15 protein-coding genes are annotated in these 18,995 nt (G+C 66.6%); 10 read left to right on the top strand and 5 right to left on the bottom strand.

Annotation, left to right across the window (positions count from 1 at the left end):
• Positions 1–47 precede the first annotated feature (47 nt).
• The 8 genes from ACFSXZ_RS36655 to ACFSXZ_RS36620 all read left to right on the top strand — a co-directional run bounded on the left by ACFSXZ_RS36655 (position 48) and on the right by ACFSXZ_RS36620 (position 9,640).
• Positions 48–917, top strand: coding sequence for a hypothetical protein (locus ACFSXZ_RS36655; protein ID WP_378270685.1), 870 nt, complete (start codon positions 48–50; stop codon positions 915–917).
• Positions 914–3,616, top strand: a complete 2,703-nt coding sequence (locus tag ACFSXZ_RS36650) for an ABC transporter permease subunit (protein ID WP_378270684.1) — start codon at positions 914–916, stop codon at positions 3,614–3,616. Before ACFSXZ_RS36655 ends, ACFSXZ_RS36650 begins: the two co-directional genes overlap by 4 nt.
• Positions 3,613–4,305 (top strand): ABC transporter ATP-binding protein, encoded by a 693-nt coding sequence (locus ACFSXZ_RS36645; protein ID WP_378270683.1) that lies wholly within the window; start codon positions 3,613–3,615, stop codon positions 4,303–4,305. The genes ACFSXZ_RS36650 and ACFSXZ_RS36645 overlap by 4 nt, the downstream gene beginning before the upstream one ends.
• A gap of 24 nt (positions 4,306–4,329) precedes the next feature.
• Entirely contained in the window at positions 4,330–5,574 is a 1,245-nt protein-coding gene (locus ACFSXZ_RS36640) for an ABC transporter substrate-binding protein (protein WP_378270682.1), read from the top strand.
• On the top strand, positions 5,574–6,542 hold the full coding sequence (locus tag ACFSXZ_RS36635; protein WP_378270680.1) for a zinc-binding dehydrogenase: 969 nt from the start codon (positions 5,574–5,576) through the stop codon (positions 6,540–6,542). The genes ACFSXZ_RS36640 and ACFSXZ_RS36635 overlap by 1 nt, the downstream gene beginning before the upstream one ends.
• 14 nt (positions 6,543–6,556) lie before the next feature.
• Positions 6,557–7,453 (top strand): SDR family NAD(P)-dependent oxidoreductase, encoded by an 897-nt coding sequence (locus tag ACFSXZ_RS36630; RefSeq protein WP_378270679.1) that lies wholly within the window; start codon positions 6,557–6,559, stop codon positions 7,451–7,453.
• 7 nt (positions 7,454–7,460) lie between these two features.
• The gene (locus ACFSXZ_RS36625) at positions 7,461–8,672 is read left to right on the top strand and encodes an acetyl-CoA hydrolase/transferase C-terminal domain-containing protein (RefSeq protein ID WP_378270678.1); all 1,212 of its coding nucleotides are present in this window, start codon (positions 7,461–7,463) and stop codon (positions 8,670–8,672) included.
• 401 nt (positions 8,673–9,073) lie between these two features.
• The gene (locus ACFSXZ_RS36620) at positions 9,074–9,640 is read left to right on the top strand and encodes a hypothetical protein (RefSeq protein ID WP_378270677.1); all 567 of its coding nucleotides are present in this window, start codon (positions 9,074–9,076) and stop codon (positions 9,638–9,640) included.
• 283 nt (positions 9,641–9,923) lie between these two features.
• Here ACFSXZ_RS36620 and ACFSXZ_RS36615 read toward each other — a convergent pair whose 3' ends face one another.
• The 3 genes from ACFSXZ_RS36615 to ACFSXZ_RS36605 all read right to left on the bottom strand — a co-directional run bounded on the left by ACFSXZ_RS36615 (position 9,924) and on the right by ACFSXZ_RS36605 (position 12,665).
• Positions 9,924–10,124, bottom strand: a complete 201-nt coding sequence (locus tag ACFSXZ_RS36615; RefSeq protein WP_378270675.1) for a hypothetical protein — start codon at positions 10,122–10,124, stop codon at positions 9,924–9,926.
• A gap of 372 nt (positions 10,125–10,496) precedes the next feature.
• Positions 10,497–11,882, bottom strand: a complete 1,386-nt coding sequence (locus ACFSXZ_RS36610) for a trypsin-like serine protease (protein WP_378270673.1) — start codon at positions 11,880–11,882, stop codon at positions 10,497–10,499.
• Between the two features lie 138 nt (positions 11,883–12,020).
• Positions 12,021–12,665 carry a hypothetical protein gene (locus ACFSXZ_RS36605; RefSeq protein ID WP_378270671.1) on the bottom strand — a complete coding sequence of 215 codons (645 nt, stop codon included), beginning with the start codon at positions 12,663–12,665 and terminating at the stop codon, positions 12,021–12,023.
• A 286-nt stretch (positions 12,666–12,951) separates the two neighbouring features.
• Between ACFSXZ_RS36605 and ACFSXZ_RS36600 the strand changes: the two genes are divergently transcribed.
• Together ACFSXZ_RS36600 and ACFSXZ_RS36595 are read left to right on the top strand one after the other, a co-directional pair.
• Positions 12,952–16,944: a polymorphic toxin-type HINT domain-containing protein gene (locus ACFSXZ_RS36600; RefSeq protein ID WP_378270669.1), complete on the top strand. Its 3,993-nt coding sequence runs from the start codon at positions 12,952–12,954 to the stop codon at positions 16,942–16,944.
• On the top strand, positions 16,925–17,245 hold the full coding sequence (locus tag ACFSXZ_RS36595; RefSeq protein ID WP_378270668.1) for a hypothetical protein: 321 nt from the start codon (positions 16,925–16,927) through the stop codon (positions 17,243–17,245). The genes ACFSXZ_RS36600 and ACFSXZ_RS36595 overlap by 20 nt, the downstream gene beginning before the upstream one ends.
• A gap of 539 nt (positions 17,246–17,784) precedes the next feature.
• Here ACFSXZ_RS36595 and ACFSXZ_RS36590 read toward each other — a convergent pair.
• Both ACFSXZ_RS36590 and ACFSXZ_RS36585 read right to left on the bottom strand, forming a co-directional pair.
• Positions 17,785–18,351, bottom strand: coding sequence for a YbhB/YbcL family Raf kinase inhibitor-like protein (locus ACFSXZ_RS36590; protein WP_378270667.1), 567 nt, complete (start codon positions 18,349–18,351; stop codon positions 17,785–17,787).
• 47 nt (positions 18,352–18,398) lie between these two features.
• Complete coding sequence (locus ACFSXZ_RS36585) at positions 18,399–18,992, bottom strand: isochorismatase family cysteine hydrolase (protein WP_378270666.1); 594 nt, start codon at positions 18,990–18,992, stop codon at positions 18,399–18,401.
• Between the last annotated feature and the right edge of the window lie 3 nt (positions 18,993–18,995).

Here is an 18,995-nt window from a genome sequence, read left to right as displayed (position 1 = left end):
GGCCACAGCGTCGCGGCGGGGTGACGCTGCTCACGAGGAGGAACAGCGTGGGACCCATCGTTACGCCGAGTTCGCCTGTGTTGCCTGAGTACGCCGATCGCGTCGCGGACTCGCTGCGGCGGTCGATCCGGCACGCGGACTCCGAATATGTGGTGCCGTTCTCCGTGCCGACGGTAATGGCAACGGTATCGAAACCAGAAGAACTGGAATGGTCCGACTGCCTGGTCTGGGTGGCGCCCCGGTTCGAGCCCGATGGGATGTCGCTCTCGGTCGCGACCAGCGTCGAGGATGTGACGAAGCACTACCAGTGGGTCGGCTCGAACGGCAAGCGCGAGCGCTACGACATGAACGCCAGGCTCGCGACGGACTGGTGGGTGATCTGGGATACCGCCTGGACAGGCGTCTCGCCGTTCACCGGTAAGCGGGTCGAAAGCCAGGCCTTTTCGCTGCACTTCACCGACGGCCGGGGCATCAACGCGGAGATGACATCGATCAAGTTGCGGGCGCCGGAAGGCCAGACGCACGCGCAGCGCAACGAGTTGCTCGAGACGTACTTCGTCGCGTCCCGGGAGGGAGACGTCGACCGCTTGATGAGTCTGTTCAGTCCCACCGAGTACGCCGGCTCGGCGGTGCGGTCGTATTTCGGTGACGACCGTCCGTCGCTGGTTCACCTGGACAGCCTCGAAAAGCTACGGCAGAACTACGAGCAGTTCTACCGGGCCGTGACCGTCGAGGACGTGGTCAGGCTCAACTGGTACGTCCGGGATTGGTACTTCTTCGTGGAGGCCCACTGGCACCTCCGCCTCTCCGATGGCACTCGCGGCGCGATGACGACGGCCGAGGTCATGCTGCTCGGCTCCGACGGCCGCATCGCCGGACGCATGGGATGGGGCAAACCGTTCATGGCGCGGCCATGAGCGCCTTGCTCGGGGTCGCCGTACTGGGGCTGGGGCTGAGCGCACTGTACGCGCTCGCGTCCTTGGGGATCGTGCTGATCTACCGTGGGTCCGGCGTGATCAACTTCGCGCACGGAGCGATCGGTCTGTGCGCGGCCTACCTGTGGTTCGAACTTCACGTCAACCACGGGTGGTCCTATCCGGTCGCGTTGCTCGTCGCGGTGCTCGCCGCCGCGGCCGCGGGAGCGGTCATCCAGCTGGGACTGATGCGCCGGCTGGCTTCCGCGTCGTCGCTCGCGCGCACCATCGCGACCCTCGGGCTCCTTATCTCCTTGCAGTCCCTGGTGATTCTCCGCTACGGCACCAGCGTCAACGTGGTGCCCAGTGCGCTGCCGACACGGGCGTGGACGCCGGGTGGGGTCGCCATCCCGCAGGACCGGGCCATCCTGATCGGCATCGCGCTGGTGCTTTCCGCGGGCCTGTGGTGGATCTACCGGCATACCGGTTTCGGCCGCGCGACGAGCGCGGTCGCCGAGGACCAGACACTTTCGGCCGCGGTCGGCGTCTCGCCCGACGTGGTGGCCACCGTGAACTGGGCGCTCGGCTGCGGACTCGCGGCGCTGGCGGCGGTCCTGGTGGCGCCGATCATCACGCTGCAGGCCGGTGGTATGACGACGCTGGTGCTGGCCGCGCTCGCGGCCGCGCTGATCGCGGAGTTCCGCTCTTTCCCGATCGCGTTCGCGGCGAGCCTTGTCCTTGGCGTCGGGCAGACCATCCTCACGAGCTACATGACCAAGCCGGGCCTCGCGTCCGCGGTCCCCTTCCTGGTCATCGTCTTGGTGATGATCGTGCGCGGGCGCGCCGTGCCGCTTCGGGGACATGTGGCCTCCCGGCTTCCCGTCGCCGGTACGGGACGTGTACGTCCCTGGCTCGTGGTCGCCGGTGTCGCGGCCGTGGTCGTACTCGGCACCGTGCTCTCCGATGCGTGGGTCCAGTCGTTCGGTGCCACCTTCGCACTGTCCTTGTTCATGCTGTCGTTCGTGGTGCTGATCGGCTATGTCGGGCAGATCTCGCTGGCTCAATGGCCGCTGGCCGGTTTCGGAGCCTGGGTCGCCGGCCGTCTCGTCGCGGGGCAGGGGATGCCGCTGGTGCCGGCGATCGTCATCGGCCTTCTCGCGACGGTGGTGCTCGGTGTGGTCATCGCGTTGCCTGCCTTGCGCACCCGCGGCATCAACCTGGCGATCGTGACGCTCGGCCTGGGCACCGCCCTCGACCTGATGCTGTTCCAGAACTCGGCCTACACGGGCGGGCTCATGGGCACATCGGTTCAGCTGGAGATCGGTGGCTGGAACTTCGACGGCGGCGCCCATCCCGCCCGGTATCTGTTGGTGTGCGCCGGCGCGTTCGTGCTCGTGGCGCTTGTCGTGACGAACCTGCGCCGTGGCCTGGTGGGCAGGCGCATGCTGGCGGTGCGCACGAACGAGCGCGCGGCGGCGGCACTGGGCATCGGCGTGCGGTCGGTCAAGCTCTACGCGTTCGCGGTCGCCGCGGGCATCGCCGCGCTCGGCGCGATCCTTTTCTCCTTCTCCGTGGGGATCGTGGACTACACGGTGTTCTCTTCGTTCCACTCGATCCTCTACCTGGGTTTGACGTTCGTGGGCGGGATCGGCTTCGCCACCGGCCCGCTGCTCGGCTCGCCACTCGCGCCAGGCACGGTCGGCACCCAGTTCGGCACGACTGTCCTTTCCGGACTGGCCGCCTATCTGGGACTCATCGGCGGAGTGGTGCTCATCCTCTCGGTGCTGCTCAACCAGGACGGTGCGGCGAAAGAGATGGCGCAGCGCTTGCGTCATCTCACCGGCCACCTCAGGCGACGCAAGCGGCCGGATACGGCAGCCCGCACGGCGGCCGAAAAGACGATCCGGACGCGCGTAGGCCCATTGACCCTGACCGTTGACCGTCTCAGCGTCCGCTACGGCGATGTCCTCGCGGTCGACGACGTGAGCCTGACTGTCGAGCCCGGTCGGATCTTTGGCCTCATCGGCCCGAATGGCGCGGGTAAGACGACGCTGCTCGACGCCGTCACGGGCTTCGCCCGAATTTCGTCCGGACGGGTCGCGCTCGGCGGCAAAGACGTGACGCGAAGTTCTCCGGTCGTGCGTGCGCGCGCCGGAATCAGCCGTGCCTTCCAGTCCTTGGAGCTGTTCGAGGATCTCACGGCGCTGGAGAACATCGTCGCGGCGACCGATCCCACGAGCCGTTGGTGCTACCTCCGTGATCTGGTCTATCCGGCACCGCTGAAGTTCAGCGCCGGAGTGCTCGACGCGATCGGCGAGTTCCACCTGGATCAGGACCTGGACCACGTGGCTTCCGTGCTGCCGTACGGCCGTCGGCGACTGCTGGCCATCGCTCGCGCGGTCGCCGGCGGTCCGAGTGTGCTTTTGCTGGACGAACCGGCCGCGGGCTTGTCGGGCGAGGAACGGCGCGAACTGGTCACCGTGGTCCGGCGACTGGCGCGGGAGTGGGGGATGGCGATCCTCCTCATCGAACACGACGTCGAATTCGTCCTGGACACCTGCGACGAGTTGATGGTCCTGAACTTCGGCCGTGCGATCAGCCACGGACCTCCTTGCCAAGTGCGCAACGATCCTGCGGTCGTGGAGGCCTATCTGGGCGGCGAAACGCCGGTATCGGTGCCCTCCGAGGTGATCCGGCCATGACGAGCGAACCTGCCGTGCGCGTGCGCGGCTTGGCGGCCGGATACGGCGACGTGCCGGTCGTGCACGGTGTCGACCTCGACCTGGTCCCCGGACAGGTCGTGGCACTGCTGGGCCCCAACGGAGCCGGCAAGACGACCACCCTTCGTGCCATCGTGGGCCAGATTCCCGCGGCGGCGGGCGAAATCGCGGTGGACGGGGTGCGCACCCGCGCGCCGATGCACCGGCGAGTCCGTGGGATCGCCTATATCCCGGAGAACCGGGCGGTGTTCAAGACGTTGAGCTGCCGGGACAACCTGCGCCTTGGCGGTGCCGGTCTGGACGAGGCACTGGCCTTGTTCCCCCAGTTGGGAAACCGGCTCGATGTCGCGGGCGGGCTCCTTTCCGGCGGCGAGCAGCAAATCGTCGGACTGGCCAGGGCACTCAGCCGAAAGCCCCGCGTGATCATCGCCGATGAACTCTCCCTTGGCCTGGCACCGCTGGTCGTCGACACCCTGCTCGCGACGATCCGGGCGGCGGCCGATGACGGGGCCGCCGTGCTGCTGGTCGAGCAGCATGTGCGGAAAGCACTGGCGGTCAGCGATTTCGCCTTCGTGATGCGGCGAGGCCGCATCGAGATCTCGGGGAGCAGCGGCGAACTGCTCCAGCGGGTTGACGACATCGAGCGAACTTATCTGAGTCTTGCGATCTGAGTCTTTTCCAGACAGGAGTGACAAATGGACACTACGAAAACCTCTAGATCCTGGCGATCGGCTCTGGCGGCCGGCGCGGTACTCGCCGTCGCCGCTTGCGGCACGACCGGAGCGGGCGGTTCTGGTTCGGACGCCACGCCCATCACGATCATGGCCACCTCTGCGGTGAACTCCGATCTCGCCAGCCTGCCCCAGTTCTTCGATGTCGCGAAAGCCTACGCGGAAGCGGTGAACGCCGAGGGCGGTATCAACGGCCACCCGATCCGGATCACCACCTGTGACAACCAGGCCTCCCCAAACCCCACGGTCACCTGTGCCCGGCAGGCGGTGACCGACAAGGCCGTCGCCGTGGTCGGGTTCGCGATCGTCAGTCCCGCCTTCCTGAAGGTGTTGTCCGACGCGAAGATCCCCTGGGTTCCCGGCGTGGCACGGTCGCCGCTGGAGTTCAGTGATCCGGACTCCTTCCCGGTGACGATCGGGTCGTCCTCCACCAAGATCGGCGCCATCGCGCTGGCGGCGAAGACCGGATGCAAGACGGCCTCGGTCATCACGAACTCGAACTTCCTCACGCAGGCGGAGCAGGTCCGGGATCTCGCCAAGGCTCAGGACATCACGATCAAGATCGTGACGTACCCGTCGAACGCCACCGACGCCGCTCCCTACGCCGCGCAATTGGCCGGCTCGGACTGCCTGCTGGTCGGTGACACGTCGGACCAGTTCACCGCGCAACTCGGGGTGGCGCTCGGGCAGTCGGGACAGAAGTTCCGGCAGATCATCGGCCAGGGGACCCTCACCACGGAACTGGTTTCGAAGAATCCGGCCGCGTGGGAGGGCGCGCTGATCTGCGGCCTGGTCACCGACCAGACCACCCCGCCGTGGGCGAAGTTCGCCGACGCGGTGAAGCGGTACGTGACCACCGACCAGGCCAAGCACCCCGCGCAACAGGCCCAGCCGACGTGGGTGGCGATGTCGGTCATCGGCAACACACTTCGTGACCTGGCGTCGCAGCGCAAGGAGTTGGCGCCGGCCGGCCTGCAAGCCGCGTTGAACGCCACGACCTCGGCGAACAGCGACGGAACCGGCGCGGCGCTGGACTTCACCAAAACGTCCCCGGTGCCGGGTTCCCCCCGGCTCTTCGCGTCGGAGATCGCGATCTCGCTGGTGCGGAACGGGGCGGTGGAACCGGCCTTCGACGGCAAGTACTACACCATCCTGCCCTTCCTCATGGGACAGAAGAACACCGATCCCTTCTTCCAGGAGAGGCCTTGATGCGGGCATTTCTCCTGGAGAGTTTCGACGGGCCGGACGCGCTGCGCCTGACGACCACGGCGGAGCCTTCGCCCGGTGAGGACGGCGTGGTCGTGCGGGTGCGGGCAGTCGGCGTCAACTTCCCCGATTTGCTCACCACACGTGGCAAACTGGCGGATTTGCCATCCCTGCCCACCATTCCCGGGCGGGAGATCGCCGGTGTCGTGGAGCACGCCCCCCGGGACAGTGCTTGGCGGCCCGGTGACCGGGTGGCGGCCTATATCGATCACGGTGGTTATGCGGAAGCAGTCGAGGTCCCCCTGGATCGCGTCATGGCGCTGCCTGCTTCCGCCGATTTCGCCGCTGGGGCGGCGCTGGTCGTCAACTACCAGACTGCGTATTTCGCGCTCACCACGCGCGGGCGTCTCGCCAGTGGCGAAACGGTTCTGGTGCTGGGCGCCGCAGGGGGCATCGGCACCGCCGCTGTCCAGGTGGCGGGGGCCTCGGGTGCTCGCGTCATCGCGGGCGTGGCGAACGAAGAGCAGGCGGAAACCGCGCTTTCGGCCGGTGCCGGGGACGCGGTCGTGCTGGCGACGGGTTTCGCAGCGAAGGTGCGTGCGCTGAGCGGCGAAGGTGTCGATGTCGTCGTCGATCCCTTGGGCGGCGACGTGTCCCTGGAAGCGTTGCGGTGCCTCCGCCCGGAAGGCCGGCATCTGGTGGTGGGTTTCGTGGCGGGTGGCGTGCCCGCACTGCCTGCCAATCGGTTGCTGATGCGCAACCTCGAAGCCATCGGCGTTTCGTGGACCGGGCCGATGCGCGCACCAGGGCCGGGTTTCGCCGACGTGGGCCGGATTCTGGCGGAGATGTACGAACGCAACCTGCTACGTCCGCAGATCGGCGCGCGTTATGCACTGACGGACCTGCCATTCGCGCTTTCCCAACTGGAGCAGGGCGCGGTGCACGGCAAGGCAATAGTCGAAATCGGTTGAGTGGAAGGGTCTCCATGGGATTGCTCGATGGCCGGGTCGCGATCGTCACCGGCGCCGGCCGTGGTCTGGGCCGCGCACACGCACTTGCCCTCGCAGCCGAGGGCGCGGCTGTCGTGGTAAACGATCTGGATGCCGGCCTCGACGGCCGCGCGACCGGGGGATCGGCGGCGCACCGTGTCGTCGACGAGATCACCGCGGCCGGTGGTACCGCGGTCGCCGACAGCGGGTCGGTCAGCGACTGGGAGGCCTGCGCGGCCACGGTCGCGCGCGCGATCGACGAGTTCGGCGGGCTCGACATCGTCGTGAACAACGCCGGGGTGACCCGGGACCGCATGCTGACCTCGGCGTCCGAAGCGGACCTGGACGTCACGCTGGACGTGCATGTCAAGGGCACGTTCGCGATGTCGCACCACGCGTGCCGATACTGGCGGCAGCGGTTCAAGGAAGGCACTCCGGTATCGGGACGCGTCATCAACACCACATCAGGAGCCGGCATGTACGGAAATCCTGGGCAGACACCCTATGCCACCGCGAAGGCCGCCATCATCGGGTTCACGCAGAGTCTCGCGCTGGAGGCACGCCGCTATCAGGTGTGTGTCAACGCGATCTCACCGCTGGCGCTGACTCGCATGACCGAAACCTACCTGGCCGGTCTGTCCGAAAAGGACACCAGGAAACTGGACCCGGCCAACGCTTCCGGGCTGGTCGCTTACCTCGCTTCGGCCGAGGCCGGATGGCTCACCGGCCAGGTGCTGCGTGTCGAGGGACGGCGGATTATCCGCATGCACGGCTGGAGTATGGGAGAGGACTACACGTCCCGAGAGCCAGGTGTCCTCCAGCCGGAGGAACTGGTCGAAGCCGTGCCGGTGTTGTTCGGTGTGGCGCCGCGTGGCCTGGCCGGAGCGAAGTGAGGATTCGTTGTTCGAGGAGCCGCTGAACGACACCGAACGGGAAACGGCGCGGGAGTTGGGCCGGTTCCTGCACCGTGGGTGCCGCGTGGTGCTCGCCGACGGTGCGGGGGCCCCGTTTTCCCTGCTGCGCCCGCTGGCTCACGCGGCACGCGCGGTCGGCGGCGTGGAACTCGTTCTTGGCTGGTATCTCGGGCCGCAGGTGCGGAAGTTCCCGTCGGACGCTTTCCCGGTGGTACGTGGCTATCTGGGCGGATACGGGCTTGCGGGCAACGAACACGTGCGCTTCGCTCCGGTCCGGCTGAGTGCGATGCCGGCCTTGCTGGCCGGTCCGTGGCGACCGGATCTGCTGCTGCTCGGCCTCACGACGGGCCGGGCACTGGGAACGGAGGTGTCCTGGATGCCGGCCGCGATGCGGTCGGCATCCCAAGTCATCGCCGAGGTGAATCACGACTTGCCCGCGGCGAGCATCACCGTTGCTGGTACGGAAGGCGTTCCCGTGGTCGCGGAGGTGAACCGGCCCCCGGCGGCACTTCCGCTCCCGCCCCGGTCCGAGGCCGCAGACGCGATCGGCGTGGCGGTCGCGTCCCGGATCCCGGCGGGTGCGTGCGTTCAGGTGGGCCCTGGTGCGGTCGGTGAGGCGGCGCTTCGGGCGATCGATGTTCCGGTCCGGATCGAATCCGGGGTCCTGACCGATCCGGTCCGTGATCTTGCCCGACGCGGGTTGTTACTCGGCGAGCCGGTTTGTGCCTACGTCGCGGGCACGCCCGAGTTGTACGCGTGGGCCGATCAGCGGCCGCTGGCCCGCGAGGTCGAGTACACCCACGACATCGGTCGCCTGTCCCGGCTTCCGCTCGTGGCGATCAACACCGCGCTGGAGATCGATCACACAGGCCAGGTCAACATCGAAGGTGTGGCCGGGCGCACGATCGCCGGCGTCGGTGGGCACACCGATTTCGCGGCGGCGGGCGGCCGTGCCGCCGACGGTCTGAGCATCGTTGCCCTACCGGCGTTTCGCGGCGGACGACCCACCCTTGTCGACCGCTTGAGCGCGCCGGTTTCGACGGCTCGAACTGACGTCGACATTGTGATCACCGAGGCTGGCTCACGTGATGTGCGTGGGCTGAGCGATTCAGAACGCGCCACAGCCCTGGCCGCCTTGTGGGAGCGGGCGCGGCGAAACCACGGCGCGCCGCCATCGTCGAGCCGAGTTGACCGGTGACCGTCAACTGAACACCATTGCCCCGATCCTGCGGCCTTCGAGGCGACGACTATCGGTTGTGCTTGGCGGGTAGAGCGAGGAGGACTGAAAAGGTTTGAGAAATTTGACTAAATGGTGTCTATGAACATTCGGGGTAAGGTTTCGTGGACACCTCGGCGTCGGGTTTGCTCGGTGCGGTTCGATCCTTGTGCTCAGTTGGCGCCGTAACGGGGCGTCGTAACGGGGCGTTGACCTGGGCTGATCGAGTCGTGGCCAGCCTGTTGTGGATCTCGACGGTGCGGGTGGTGGTTGTGGCGGAATCTGTTAGCACAGCGGTGAGCGACTCCTTGACTGTCGCGTGACCGGGTGTGGTCGTTTTGACTAAAAGGTGTCCAAGGTGAAGTCCCCGTCCGCAATGGAGTATGGGTCCGGCGCGTACGCGGGAGAACTACCTGCTGGCCGTCCGGCAGTTGGCAGCGTTCCTGGCCGGCCCGGAGATCGTGGGTTTTGTGGGCCGCTCGCGTGTGGAGTGGATGCTGAGGGGTTGGGCGAGGGTGTGGAGGGCGGTGGGGGTGCGGCGCGGGCATGTGCGGTGGTTTCTGGTGTGGATCGCGGAGACGCGGTCGGCGGCGACGGCGTTGAACAAGTTCAAGGGGTTGCAGCAGTTTTTCCGGTATCTGGTGGGCGAGGGGGAGTTGAGCGTCAGTCCGATGGAGGGCATTTCCCAGCCGGCGGTGCCGGAGAAGGTGGTTCCGGTGGTGGAGGATGGGGATTTGGGCCGGTCGTTGTCGGCGTGTGCGGGGTTCTGCGTGATCGCGACCGTTGTGTCGGCCGGACGTTGGAAGACCGGCCAGCTACGTCCGGGACGGGATGTGATCCGGTTCCGCGAAGTGTCGCTCGAGGAGGCCCTGACGCTCGCCGACCGCCTCGAGTACGCCACCCACCCGAAGCATTACGACATACTCGCGCATCATTACGTCGCGGGCTGACGAGGCGAGCGCGACGAATGGATCTGGGCGGTGCGCGGCATGGCCAGGTCCGCTCAACGAACTCGAGGAGCATGGGGATACAAATACCCGGCTTTTAGTGGCTCCCTCGCTTCCCGTGCCGTCCCCGCAAGCATTAAACGGGCTGAGGTCGCGAGCGCTCGTGCTTCAACGACCAGTCCAGGAGCAACAACCAGTTCGACTGCGCCGGCAACCACTGCGGAGACGACCACTGTCATCCATGCCGGGGTCGAGGTGCCTGCTGTGGTATTTGATTGAATGGTGTCTATCGAAGCCGACAGGAAACATCACTGGACACATTAGCCGTGCCGAGCGTGCCTGGGTTAGCGCTGTTGCCGGGGAGCCGGAACGGTTCGACAGCATCGCGGTACTGGCGCTGGACATCTTTGGTGTTGCCGAAGTGTTGCGTGAGGAAGCGGCACACCGGGAACTTCGGGTCCTTGATCTCTCGGGTCAGGGCGCGCATGGATCATCACCTTCGTCAGTGGTGCGGCTGGTGCGCCGGAGCCTACGGCCGGGCACCGACAACCCGGTCCCCGCTGGCTCTGCAAGGTGCTGGCTGGCCGCGTCCTGGGCTGCCGCGCCGGTGCGTTCGCTGCCAAGCGAAGTGCGCTATCGCCGGCGTCAGTGCCTGGCTACCACATCCCTGATCAAGGACCCGGTTGACTTTGGCGGGCGTGGTACCGACGCGGGAATCGGGCCGGGTGGGTCCGCCGGGTGGCTGGCCCACCCGGCGGCCGATGCTCGGGGCGGCAGCGGTTGACGCTTTGTCGACTACGTGCTGGGCGTCAGTGGTCGCAGTCCGAGGGCCCGCGCGTCTCAGCGCGGAGATTCGGTCCTAGCTATAGGAAACCTGGGTGGTGTTGGTGGTGGCGTTCCAGGTGATGGTGCCGTGTTGGAAGTCCATGCGGCGTCCGCCGGGGTTGTCGTATTCGTCGGTGGTGGGGTAGCCGAGCTGGCTGGTTTCGCGGCCGAGGGATATCCAGGTGTCGCGGATGGTGCCGTAGATGGGGTGGACGGAGGTGGCAGGGGTCCAGTAGATGGAGGTGTTGTTGGTGAAGTCGTTGTATTTTCCGGTTCCGTCGGTGGTGGTTGTTTCGTCGGTGGTGGGGTAGCCGGGTCCGGTTTCCCAGCCGAGGGATGCCCATTTGTCGCGGATGGTGCCTTGGATTTCGTGGGCGCCGGTGGTGGGGGTCCAGTAGATGGAGGCGCCGTCGGGGCGGTTGAAGTGGTTGTAGTGTCCGATGCCGTCGGGTGTGGTGTTTTGGTCGGTGGTGGGGAAGCCGAGTCCGGTGGGTCCGTGGAATTCTTGGTATTTCGAGAGGATGGGTCCTTGCACGGAGTGGATGCCGGTGGCGGGTGAGGTGTAGAGGGCGCCGTTCTGATAGTCCTGTGCGCTGCCGTCGGCGATGGTGTATTCGGTGCCGGTGGGTGCGCCGAGGAAGGATGTCGCGCCGCCGAGGTCGAGGTAGCGGGCGAGGAGGGGGCTGGTGGTTTGTTGGGTGAGCGTGGTGTGGAGGTCGTCGATGCGGGTTTCGGTGGCGCTGGTGCGGGTGTCGGTTTCGCCGAGGCATCCGCCTTGCCAGGAGGTGTGGTGCAGGGCGAGGAGTTCGGGTTGGCCGGTGGTGGTGGTGCGCCAGGCGGGGCCGCCGGCGTCGCCTTTGCAGGTGGTGGGGCCGGTGGTGGTGCTGATGGGGAAGGTGGTGGTGTCGGGGGTGCCGGCGGTGACGGTGGCGTAGTGGGGTTGGTCGGGTACCCATGCGGTGGCGGTGCGTCCGTATCCGGCGATGTAGATCTGGTCGCCGGGGTTGGGTGGGGTTGTGGCGAGGGGGGCGATGGTGACGTCGGTGACCGGGGTGGCGAGCCGGGCGAGCGCGATCGGTCGGCCTTGTTGGGTGATGAGTGCGGTGACCGCGACTGCGTGGCCGTCGGTGCCGGTGGTCAGGTCGTTGCGGCCGAGGGTCGCGGTGGTCGCCGCGGTGGGTGCCGTGTAAGGGGTGGTGTTGGGGAAGCAGGTGCTGGAGGTCAGGACCCATTGGGTCGCGATCAGCACGCCGCTGCAGGCGCCGTTGGTGTTGCTGAGTTTCACTATCGCCCCGGGCCCGTTCGGGGTGGCGTCACCGGTCACCGCGCTGGCCGGTGCGGTGAACAAGGCCGTGCTGGACAACGCCACAGCCACCGCCGCGGCCGTCGAGCCAAGGTGTCTTCGCGAAAAGCCAGGCATGAAAAATGCTCCCTGAGAATCACATAGTTCCGGTCGGGACCAAAGGCGTGAGCGTGTCCGGACGAGGCCCGCATCTCGATAACCACCAGAGTGACGATGGTGGTCCAGACCTCAGCGATGGGTGACCATCAAGCATGTTCAACTGGTGGCGCTGAGTGTCAACAAGGTGGTGGGTTGGTTGGCCGGGCCGTTGCCGATCCCGACGGGAGTGCTACCACTGGGATTGACTGCGACCGTGGTGTGTGTGCCGTCGTCCGTGGTGAGGTCGGCGGTGACGTGGTGCCCAGCACCGGCGGCGAGTCCGTCACCCCTGATTTCATAGACGGCGGGCACCTTCATCTCCAGATGGCCGGGAACGGCCAGGACCTTGAAGCAGATCAGTCCCTGCTGTCCGGCTCCGACGGCCTGACTCGTGTGAACTTGGATCAGCCCGAGATTGCCGGAGGTCGACGTCGCACAGTCGGCGAACATGATATGTCCGTCACCGGAGACCAAGGCCACCCCATAGGTGGCCTTGATGGCATCCGCACCGGGATACGAATAGTCCTCCACCAGTGAAGGCTGCGCGTCTGCCGCAACGGCCGAGGCGACCCGACTGGTCGAGACCACTCGTGGGGCAGCAGCAACGGCTCCGGCGATGATGACCACCGCGGCACTCGCCGAGGCGGTGATCAGCAGGATGCGACTACGGATTTTCATGGATCTCCCCCTGCGCTTCGAAACCGTGCGAGCACCATCGTTGTCGAGTCCTCCGGGAAAAACCAGCGCTGTGATGCGCATCATGACATATGGTTACGAACGCATGGTCTGTCGGGGTATCGTCACGGGGTCCGCTTCCTGAAGTCCGAAACCGTCGACAGTGGCAGTGATACGCCATTGGTTGGTACTGGATTACGCCGAAGTATCGAATTTGTTCAGTCGAAATGGGGGGTCTGTGACTGGCAGGCGAATGGGTGTGCGCTCGATTGTTCTGACGACGGTCACGGCGCTTGTCGCTGCGATAGTCGGAGTTCCCGCGCCTGCCTTGGCGGCACCCGCCGACGACCACAGTGGGGATCGTGGACGGGTCGTGGCGTTGTGGCACTTCGGCGGACCTGCCGTCCGGGCGGCAGCTGAACAGGCGTTGGTGGGTTCAGACGCGGATGTCGAATCCTTTTTGGCCACCGGTTTGGCGCCGGCGCAGGCGACTGACCGGCGGATCAGCGTAGACCGAATGCTCGCCTCCGGCGGGCCGGCGATGCAGGCCGCCGCGCAACAGGCTCTTGACTCCACCGATGCGGGTGCGCTGACGGCGTTTCTGGGTTCCGGCTGGCAGACGCCGTGGGCGAATGACCAGCGGCTTCGAGTGGACCAGATGCTGGCCGTCGGCGGCAGCAACCTGCGGCAGGCCGCGCAGCGGGCGCTCGATGACGGATCCGTCGCGGCGTTGCAGGAATTCTTGAAGTCCGGATGGCAGACACCGTACGCCAACGACCAACGCATCCGGGTCGATCAGATCCTGGCCGACGGCGGCCCAGAGGTGAAGAAGATCGCGCAGGAGGCGTTGGACGCGGGCACGGTGGACGCGTTGAACCGGTTCCTGGACACCGACTGGGCGGTAGCCCAAGCCCGTGACCAGGAGACCGCCACGGTGGCGCAACTGGCTGGAATCGCCCGGGATGCCGGTGAGGAAGCGGCACGCGAGACTGCCGCGGCCAAGGAGGCCACCGACAAGGCGGTAGCCGAAGCCGAGTTGGCTCGGCAGGCGGCGCAGGCTGCGGCACAAGCGGCCGCAAATGCCCACGGAGACGCCAACGCGGCGGCGGCCGCGGCCAGTCAGGCTGCGACGGCGGCCGACAATGCGGCGGCCGCGGCGCGCGAGGCGATCGGTGCCGCGAACGCAGCCAGTACCGCAGCACGGGTCGCTGCCTCCGCGGCCGCACGGGCGGCGACGGCCGCATCCATGGCAGGACAGGCGGCAGCTCGGGCGTACTCGGCGGCGGCGTCAGCGGCCACGGACGCCAGCCAGGCGGCCGCCGCCCGGCAGGCAGCACAGAACGCTCGCGACGTTGCGGCCGGCGCGCAGAAAGCCGCGGACGCGGCGGCGGCCGCGGGCGATGCCGCGAAGGCCGCCGGCAACGCCGCCCTCGCGGCTGGCCACGCCGGTAATGAGGCTGCCGCGGCGGCAGACGCGTCAGCTCAGGCCAGCCGCGACGCCGCTAACGCCGGCGCGGACGCGGCGGCCGCGCGAGCCGCGGCGGCGACCGCGCGAGCGGACGCTGACCGGGCGAATCGCGCTGCCACGGCAGCACAAGGGTTCGCCGATACCGCGGCGAACGCGGCATACGCGGCCAGGGACGCAGCGAATCGGGCCACACAGGACGCCAACGCGGCCGCGGCAGCGGCCGACGATGCCGCCAATCACGCCGGACAGGCCGCGGACGCGGCCCAACAGGCCACCGACCACGCCAACGCCGCGACAGCCGCCGCTCAACGAGCGATTGATGCGGCCAACCAAGCACAACAGGTCTATGACGCGGCGCGGCAGGCGGACGCGCAGCGGGTGGCCACCACTTCTGAGCAGGCCGACGAGGCCGCACTCCAGGCCAGCGCGGCCGCGCAGCGAGATCAGCAACGAGTGGCCTGGAATGCCACACAGGCCGCGAAACGTGACGCGGAGACCAACCGGTTGCTCGCCGAGGCAACGGCGGCAGGCACGGACCCGGCGGTCGCTGTCACCGACGCCCGCAAGGTTGCGCTGGCCTTGGCCGCCAGCAGTAGTTCGTGGACGCGCGAAGCCGCGCTGACGGCGTTGGCCGGTACCGACGAACAGGTTATGGACTACGTGCGGTCCGGGGTCGCGATCGCTGCCGGCCAGGACGACCGGGTCACCCTGGCCGACTTGGAAGCGACCGGTACGGACAACTTCCGCGCGGCGGCAGGGACAGCGCTGGCGGGCAGCGACGCTGACGTGGCCGGTTTCCTCCAAAACCCCACCTATCCCCAGCACTACACCGACGACCGCATCGCGGTGGACCAGGTTCTCAGCGCAGCACTCCAGGCCGGCAACGTCGCCACCCAACAAGCCGCGCAGACCGCTTTGGACGCCGGCACCGACCAGGCTCTGCTCGATTTCCTCACCACTGGGCAGTACACCGCCGCCAGTGCGGATGAGCGCATCGTCGCCGACCAGATTCTGGCCGACCCCAACAGCGGCCCGGAACTCAAAGGCGCCGCGCAGGCCGCGCTCGACGGCCCGCCTGGAATACTGCACCAATTCTTGGTCCAAGGCCGATATGTTGCCGCGCAACATGACGCCGACAGCGCCGCCCACGTCGCGGAGGTCGCCGGGTATCTGAAACAGGCGTCCGAGGCGGCCCAGACGGCGAGCCAGAACGCCAACGAAGCCCAAGCAGCCGCGGCCACCGCACGCGGCGCGGCCACCGTCGCAGCAAACTACGCCCAGCAAGCCCAAAACGACGCCAACCAAGCGGCGACCTACGCCCAGCAGGCCCACGACTCCGCCGCGCAGGCCGAGGCGTCAGCGCAACAGGCGGCGGCCTCGGCCGCGACCGCCAAGAACGCCGCCGCTGCGGCCACTGCTTCCGCGAACCAGGCCACACGATCGGCCATCTGGGCCGAATCATCCGCACGACAGGCCTCCGGTTTCGCCAGCGACGCCTACCGATCGGCCACCCAGGCCTTCAACTCCGCCGTCGCCGCCGGGAAAGACGCCCTGAAAGCCGCGCAGGCCTTTACCCAAGCGGTCCAGGACGCGCTCGGCAAGCTGGACCAAGAGAAGAAAGACGCGCAGACCAAGCAGGCGGCCTACTGCGCCGGGCAATATCCCCAGGGCACCGATGGGTTCAACAACTGTATCCACCTGGCGACCGCATCCGACGAACAGCTCCTCGGAACCGCCTACGCACACGGCCTGGAATGCTCCCACAGCGCCAAAGAAGGCAGCCCCGCCTACCAGAACTGCCTGCGCGATGTGCTCAGCCCCACCTTCGAAGACGACCAGACACTGAACCTGCTCGAACCCCTGGCCGAGGCCATACTCGGGTTCACCATCACCTTCGCCGGACTGACCGTCGGCATGGCATGCCTCGCCTCGGAAGTCTGCGGCGCCATCGTGCTCTCAATCACCCCGGACGGCGCAGCCCTCGCTCCTGGCCTCGCTGGGCTGGTCGGCAGCGCCGCCGGTGCCATCAGCGGCACCCGAATCGCCGCCATCTTCGAAGAAGCCATGATCGACGCGGAAGCGGCAGAGGTCAGGCTGGGCGATGAGGCTTTGGAGGCCGCGGAACGCGGCTTGCTGAAAACAAGCTGCGAAGCCAACAGCTTTACTGGTGATACTCGGGTTCTCATGGCTAACGGGACAACGAAAAAAATTAAAGATGTACGCCTCGGTGATAACGTTTTGGCAAAAGATCCGGCGCGCGGTGCAAACCAGTCGTATCGAGTCAGCGGCCTGATTGTCGGGCGAGGAATAAAATCACTTGTCGACGTCACTGTTGACGGTACAGAGAGTGTCCACGCTACACGGAACCATCTGTTTTGGTCCGCCGATCAGCGGGCATGGTCCGCTGCTAATTCCCTCTCGGTCGGTGAGCGCCTGGAGACACCAACCGGCCATCCCGCAATCGTCACAGCCATACGACGCGAGACCGAAGACGTTCGCGTTTACAACCTTACGGTCGCGGATGTCCACACCTACTATGTGTTGGCAGGTGGGGTTGCGGTACTGGTTCACAACGCAGACTGTTTCGACCCGGTCTTGGACGCTCAGGGAGAGATCTACATCAAAGGTAAGCACGTCGTAGGTGGTACGAACGTCGACTTCACAAAGGGTGTCTTCGACGCAGACGTCGATCTGGATGCCCTTGCAGCACAGTCCGTCCAGGCTGCGGCCATCGGTCCCAACCCGGCCGGGTTCTACGAGCGGACCGTCGACGCAGGTAGACTGATCGGGGTCACGTCGGAGATGACGGGACGCCAGCCAACATCTTGGTACATGCTGGTTCAGGACAAGTGGGGCGGCGTGATCACGATGTATACAATTGCCACGCCGGTTCGTTAGGGAGTACATTTTGGGAATTTCCATACGCATCGAGAATCAAAACCACGACGAGGTGGAGAGGGTTGTCGACGACGTGGAGGGGAGCTTCGCCAGGATTTGTCAATCCGCCCCGGAAACCAGCATGCGCAGGGGCATCCTACCGTGGCTTGACACGATGCTGAATCCATACCAGCTAGGCGTGCTGGTCAGAGAACTCGAGAGTCTGCCCGGCGATCAGACAACCGCAGCGGTTTCTCGAGTCATCGATGCTGCCGAACGCGCAATCCGGCTACGAGGATATCTGTATTTTATTGGCGATTGACCAGGCGAACGAATCACGGGACACTGTCGAGTGGTGCTTGCACCTGTAGCGTGGAGTAGTAATCCTAGGAAAAGATGGCAACGGACGTACCAAAGATTGTCAACGATGTTCGCCAGAGAATTCTCGACGGTTGCACCTTTGTCGACTTGTTGTCCTTCGTGCGCTCGGGAAAGGAGTTGACACCAACGCCGTTCAATCTCATCCGAATACTAGTGCAGGCTGGAATTGACCTGCGCGAGGTGCAACATCTTTATCCGTTTTTCGACGAGGATCTCCATCCTTTGGTTCTGAGGCAGCCGAGGACTCGCAGGAGCGGGCGGAGCAAGGGGGATTGCCAGCGTTGCCGAGGTCCTGCGTCGTCTGCGTGTCACCGAAAGCCTGGACGCACTTGTGACCGGACGAAAGCGCCTGCGCTAATTGGCGTCATAAGTGGACCGAAATCGACTGGACGTCCTTTTGTGCTGGGCTGGTGATTCTCTGGTTGGTCGAGGCTGCCTGCCGGCAGGTCGTCGGACGAGATCCAGGCGTCGAAGAGGTCCTTAACGGATTTCGTAGGTTCCGTCCAGCCGGGCGCGGCCAATGGCGTGGCCGGCGATGGCGGCGATCGCCTCGTCGAGGGTGAAGCCACCGGGTAGCCGGGGCGCGTGGTCGAGGGCGAAGAGCTGGAAGACGTAGGCGTGCGGTCCGTGGGATCGGATCGGCAGGGGGCCGGCCCAGCCGCGGCGGCCGAGCGGGCCTTTTCCGTGCTGGATGCCGGCGATCGGGCTGGGGTTGGCCAGCGCGTTCTCCGGGATGCCGGGCAGCGACGGGTCGATGCCCAGCGTAAGCGCATGGGTGGCGGGCTTCCCGCGCGGGACGTCGGGATCTTGCACGATGAGCATGAGCTCGACGGTGCCGGCCGGCGGCTTTGTCCAGTGCAGGGCGGGTGAGATGTTCGCGCCGAACAGTCGGCCGCGGTGCTTGTCCGGGATGGGGGCCCCGTGGTCGAAGGCCGGGCTGGTCAGAGTGAAGTTCTCGGGGGCCTGCAGGTCGGGATGGGCCCAGGCGAGAGTGTGGTGGCCGGCGCGCCGGTTGCGCAGTGCCACGCCGAGCGGGTTTACGGGCATGATTTCGGTTCCTTCTCGCTGCGAATCTGGTTGTGTGTGGGTCTGGACTACGGTCGGTGGGCGGCGCGGTCGGTGCGGCGGGGCCCGTGGTCGAGGAAGTCGATGATCTCGGCGGTGGTGGCGGTTTCACCGAGCTTGGGAAAGACGCGTTCGACGCCGTGCCGGTGGGCGTGGGGGTCGGGGTCGGCCATCGCGTCCGTGGCCAGGACGACATGGTAACCGTGGTCGTGGCCGGAGCGAGCGGTGGACTCGACGCCGGAGCTCGTGGAGACCCCGGCGAGCACGATCTGGCTGATGCCCAGGTCGCGCAGCAGGGTGTCCAGGCCGGTGTCGTGGAAGGCGCTGCGGCGCCGTTTTGTGATCACGTGGTCGTCCGGCTGTGGCTCCAGTTCGTCGATGATGTCCGACCAGCCCGAGGGAAGCGTCGTGGTGGTGCCGTGGCCGCCACGGCTGTCGGCATCGGTGCGACCGGGCGCCCGCCCCGTGACGTTGACCAGCACGACGGGGAGGTCGTGCTCGCGAAATGCCTTCGCCAGAGTGGTTGCGTTCGGCACGACGCTCGCGACCGAGCCGGCGACGATCCCCTTCTGCAAGTCAATGACGATCAGGGCGGGCGTGGGCCCGAGAGTGGTCAGCGGCATGGA

The organism is Amycolatopsis pigmentata, from assembly GCF_042684065.1.
Taxonomy (GTDB): domain Bacteria; phylum Actinomycetota; class Actinomycetes; order Mycobacteriales; family Pseudonocardiaceae; genus Amycolatopsis_E; species Amycolatopsis_E pigmentata.
This window is presented reverse-complemented; position numbering and strand designations above follow the sequence as displayed.

Excerpts from the sequence above, each read along its gene's own strand:
- ACFSXZ_RS36605 (WP_378270671.1), bottom strand. The coding sequence starts at position 12,665 with ATGATGCGCATCACAGCGCTGGTTTTTCCCGGAGGACTCGACAACGAT.
- ACFSXZ_RS36615 (WP_378270675.1), bottom strand. The coding sequence starts at position 10,124 with ATGCGCGCCCTGACCCGAGAGATCAAGGACCCGAAGTTCCCGGTGTGC.
- ACFSXZ_RS36590 (WP_378270667.1), bottom strand. The coding sequence starts at position 18,351 with ATGCCCGTAAACCCGCTCGGCGTGGCACTGCGCAACCGGCGCGCCGGC.
- ACFSXZ_RS36640 (WP_378270682.1), top strand. The coding sequence starts at position 4,330 with ATGGACACTACGAAAACCTCTAGATCCTGGCGATCGGCTCTGGCGGCC.
- ACFSXZ_RS36620 (WP_378270677.1), top strand. The coding sequence starts at position 9,074 with ATGGGTCCGGCGCGTACGCGGGAGAACTACCTGCTGGCCGTCCGGCAG.
- ACFSXZ_RS36645 (WP_378270683.1), top strand. The coding sequence starts at position 3,613 with ATGACGAGCGAACCTGCCGTGCGCGTGCGCGGCTTGGCGGCCGGATAC.
- ACFSXZ_RS36610 (WP_378270673.1), bottom strand. The coding sequence starts at position 11,882 with ATGCCTGGCTTTTCGCGAAGACACCTTGGCTCGACGGCCGCGGCGGTG.
- ACFSXZ_RS36630 (WP_378270679.1), top strand. The coding sequence starts at position 6,557 with ATGGGATTGCTCGATGGCCGGGTCGCGATCGTCACCGGCGCCGGCCGT.
- ACFSXZ_RS36585 (WP_378270666.1), bottom strand. The coding sequence starts at position 18,992 with ATGCCGCTGACCACTCTCGGGCCCACGCCCGCCCTGATCGTCATTGAC.
- ACFSXZ_RS36650 (WP_378270684.1), top strand. The coding sequence starts at position 914 with ATGAGCGCCTTGCTCGGGGTCGCCGTACTGGGGCTGGGGCTGAGCGCA.
- ACFSXZ_RS36635 (WP_378270680.1), top strand. The coding sequence starts at position 5,574 with ATGCGGGCATTTCTCCTGGAGAGTTTCGACGGGCCGGACGCGCTGCGC.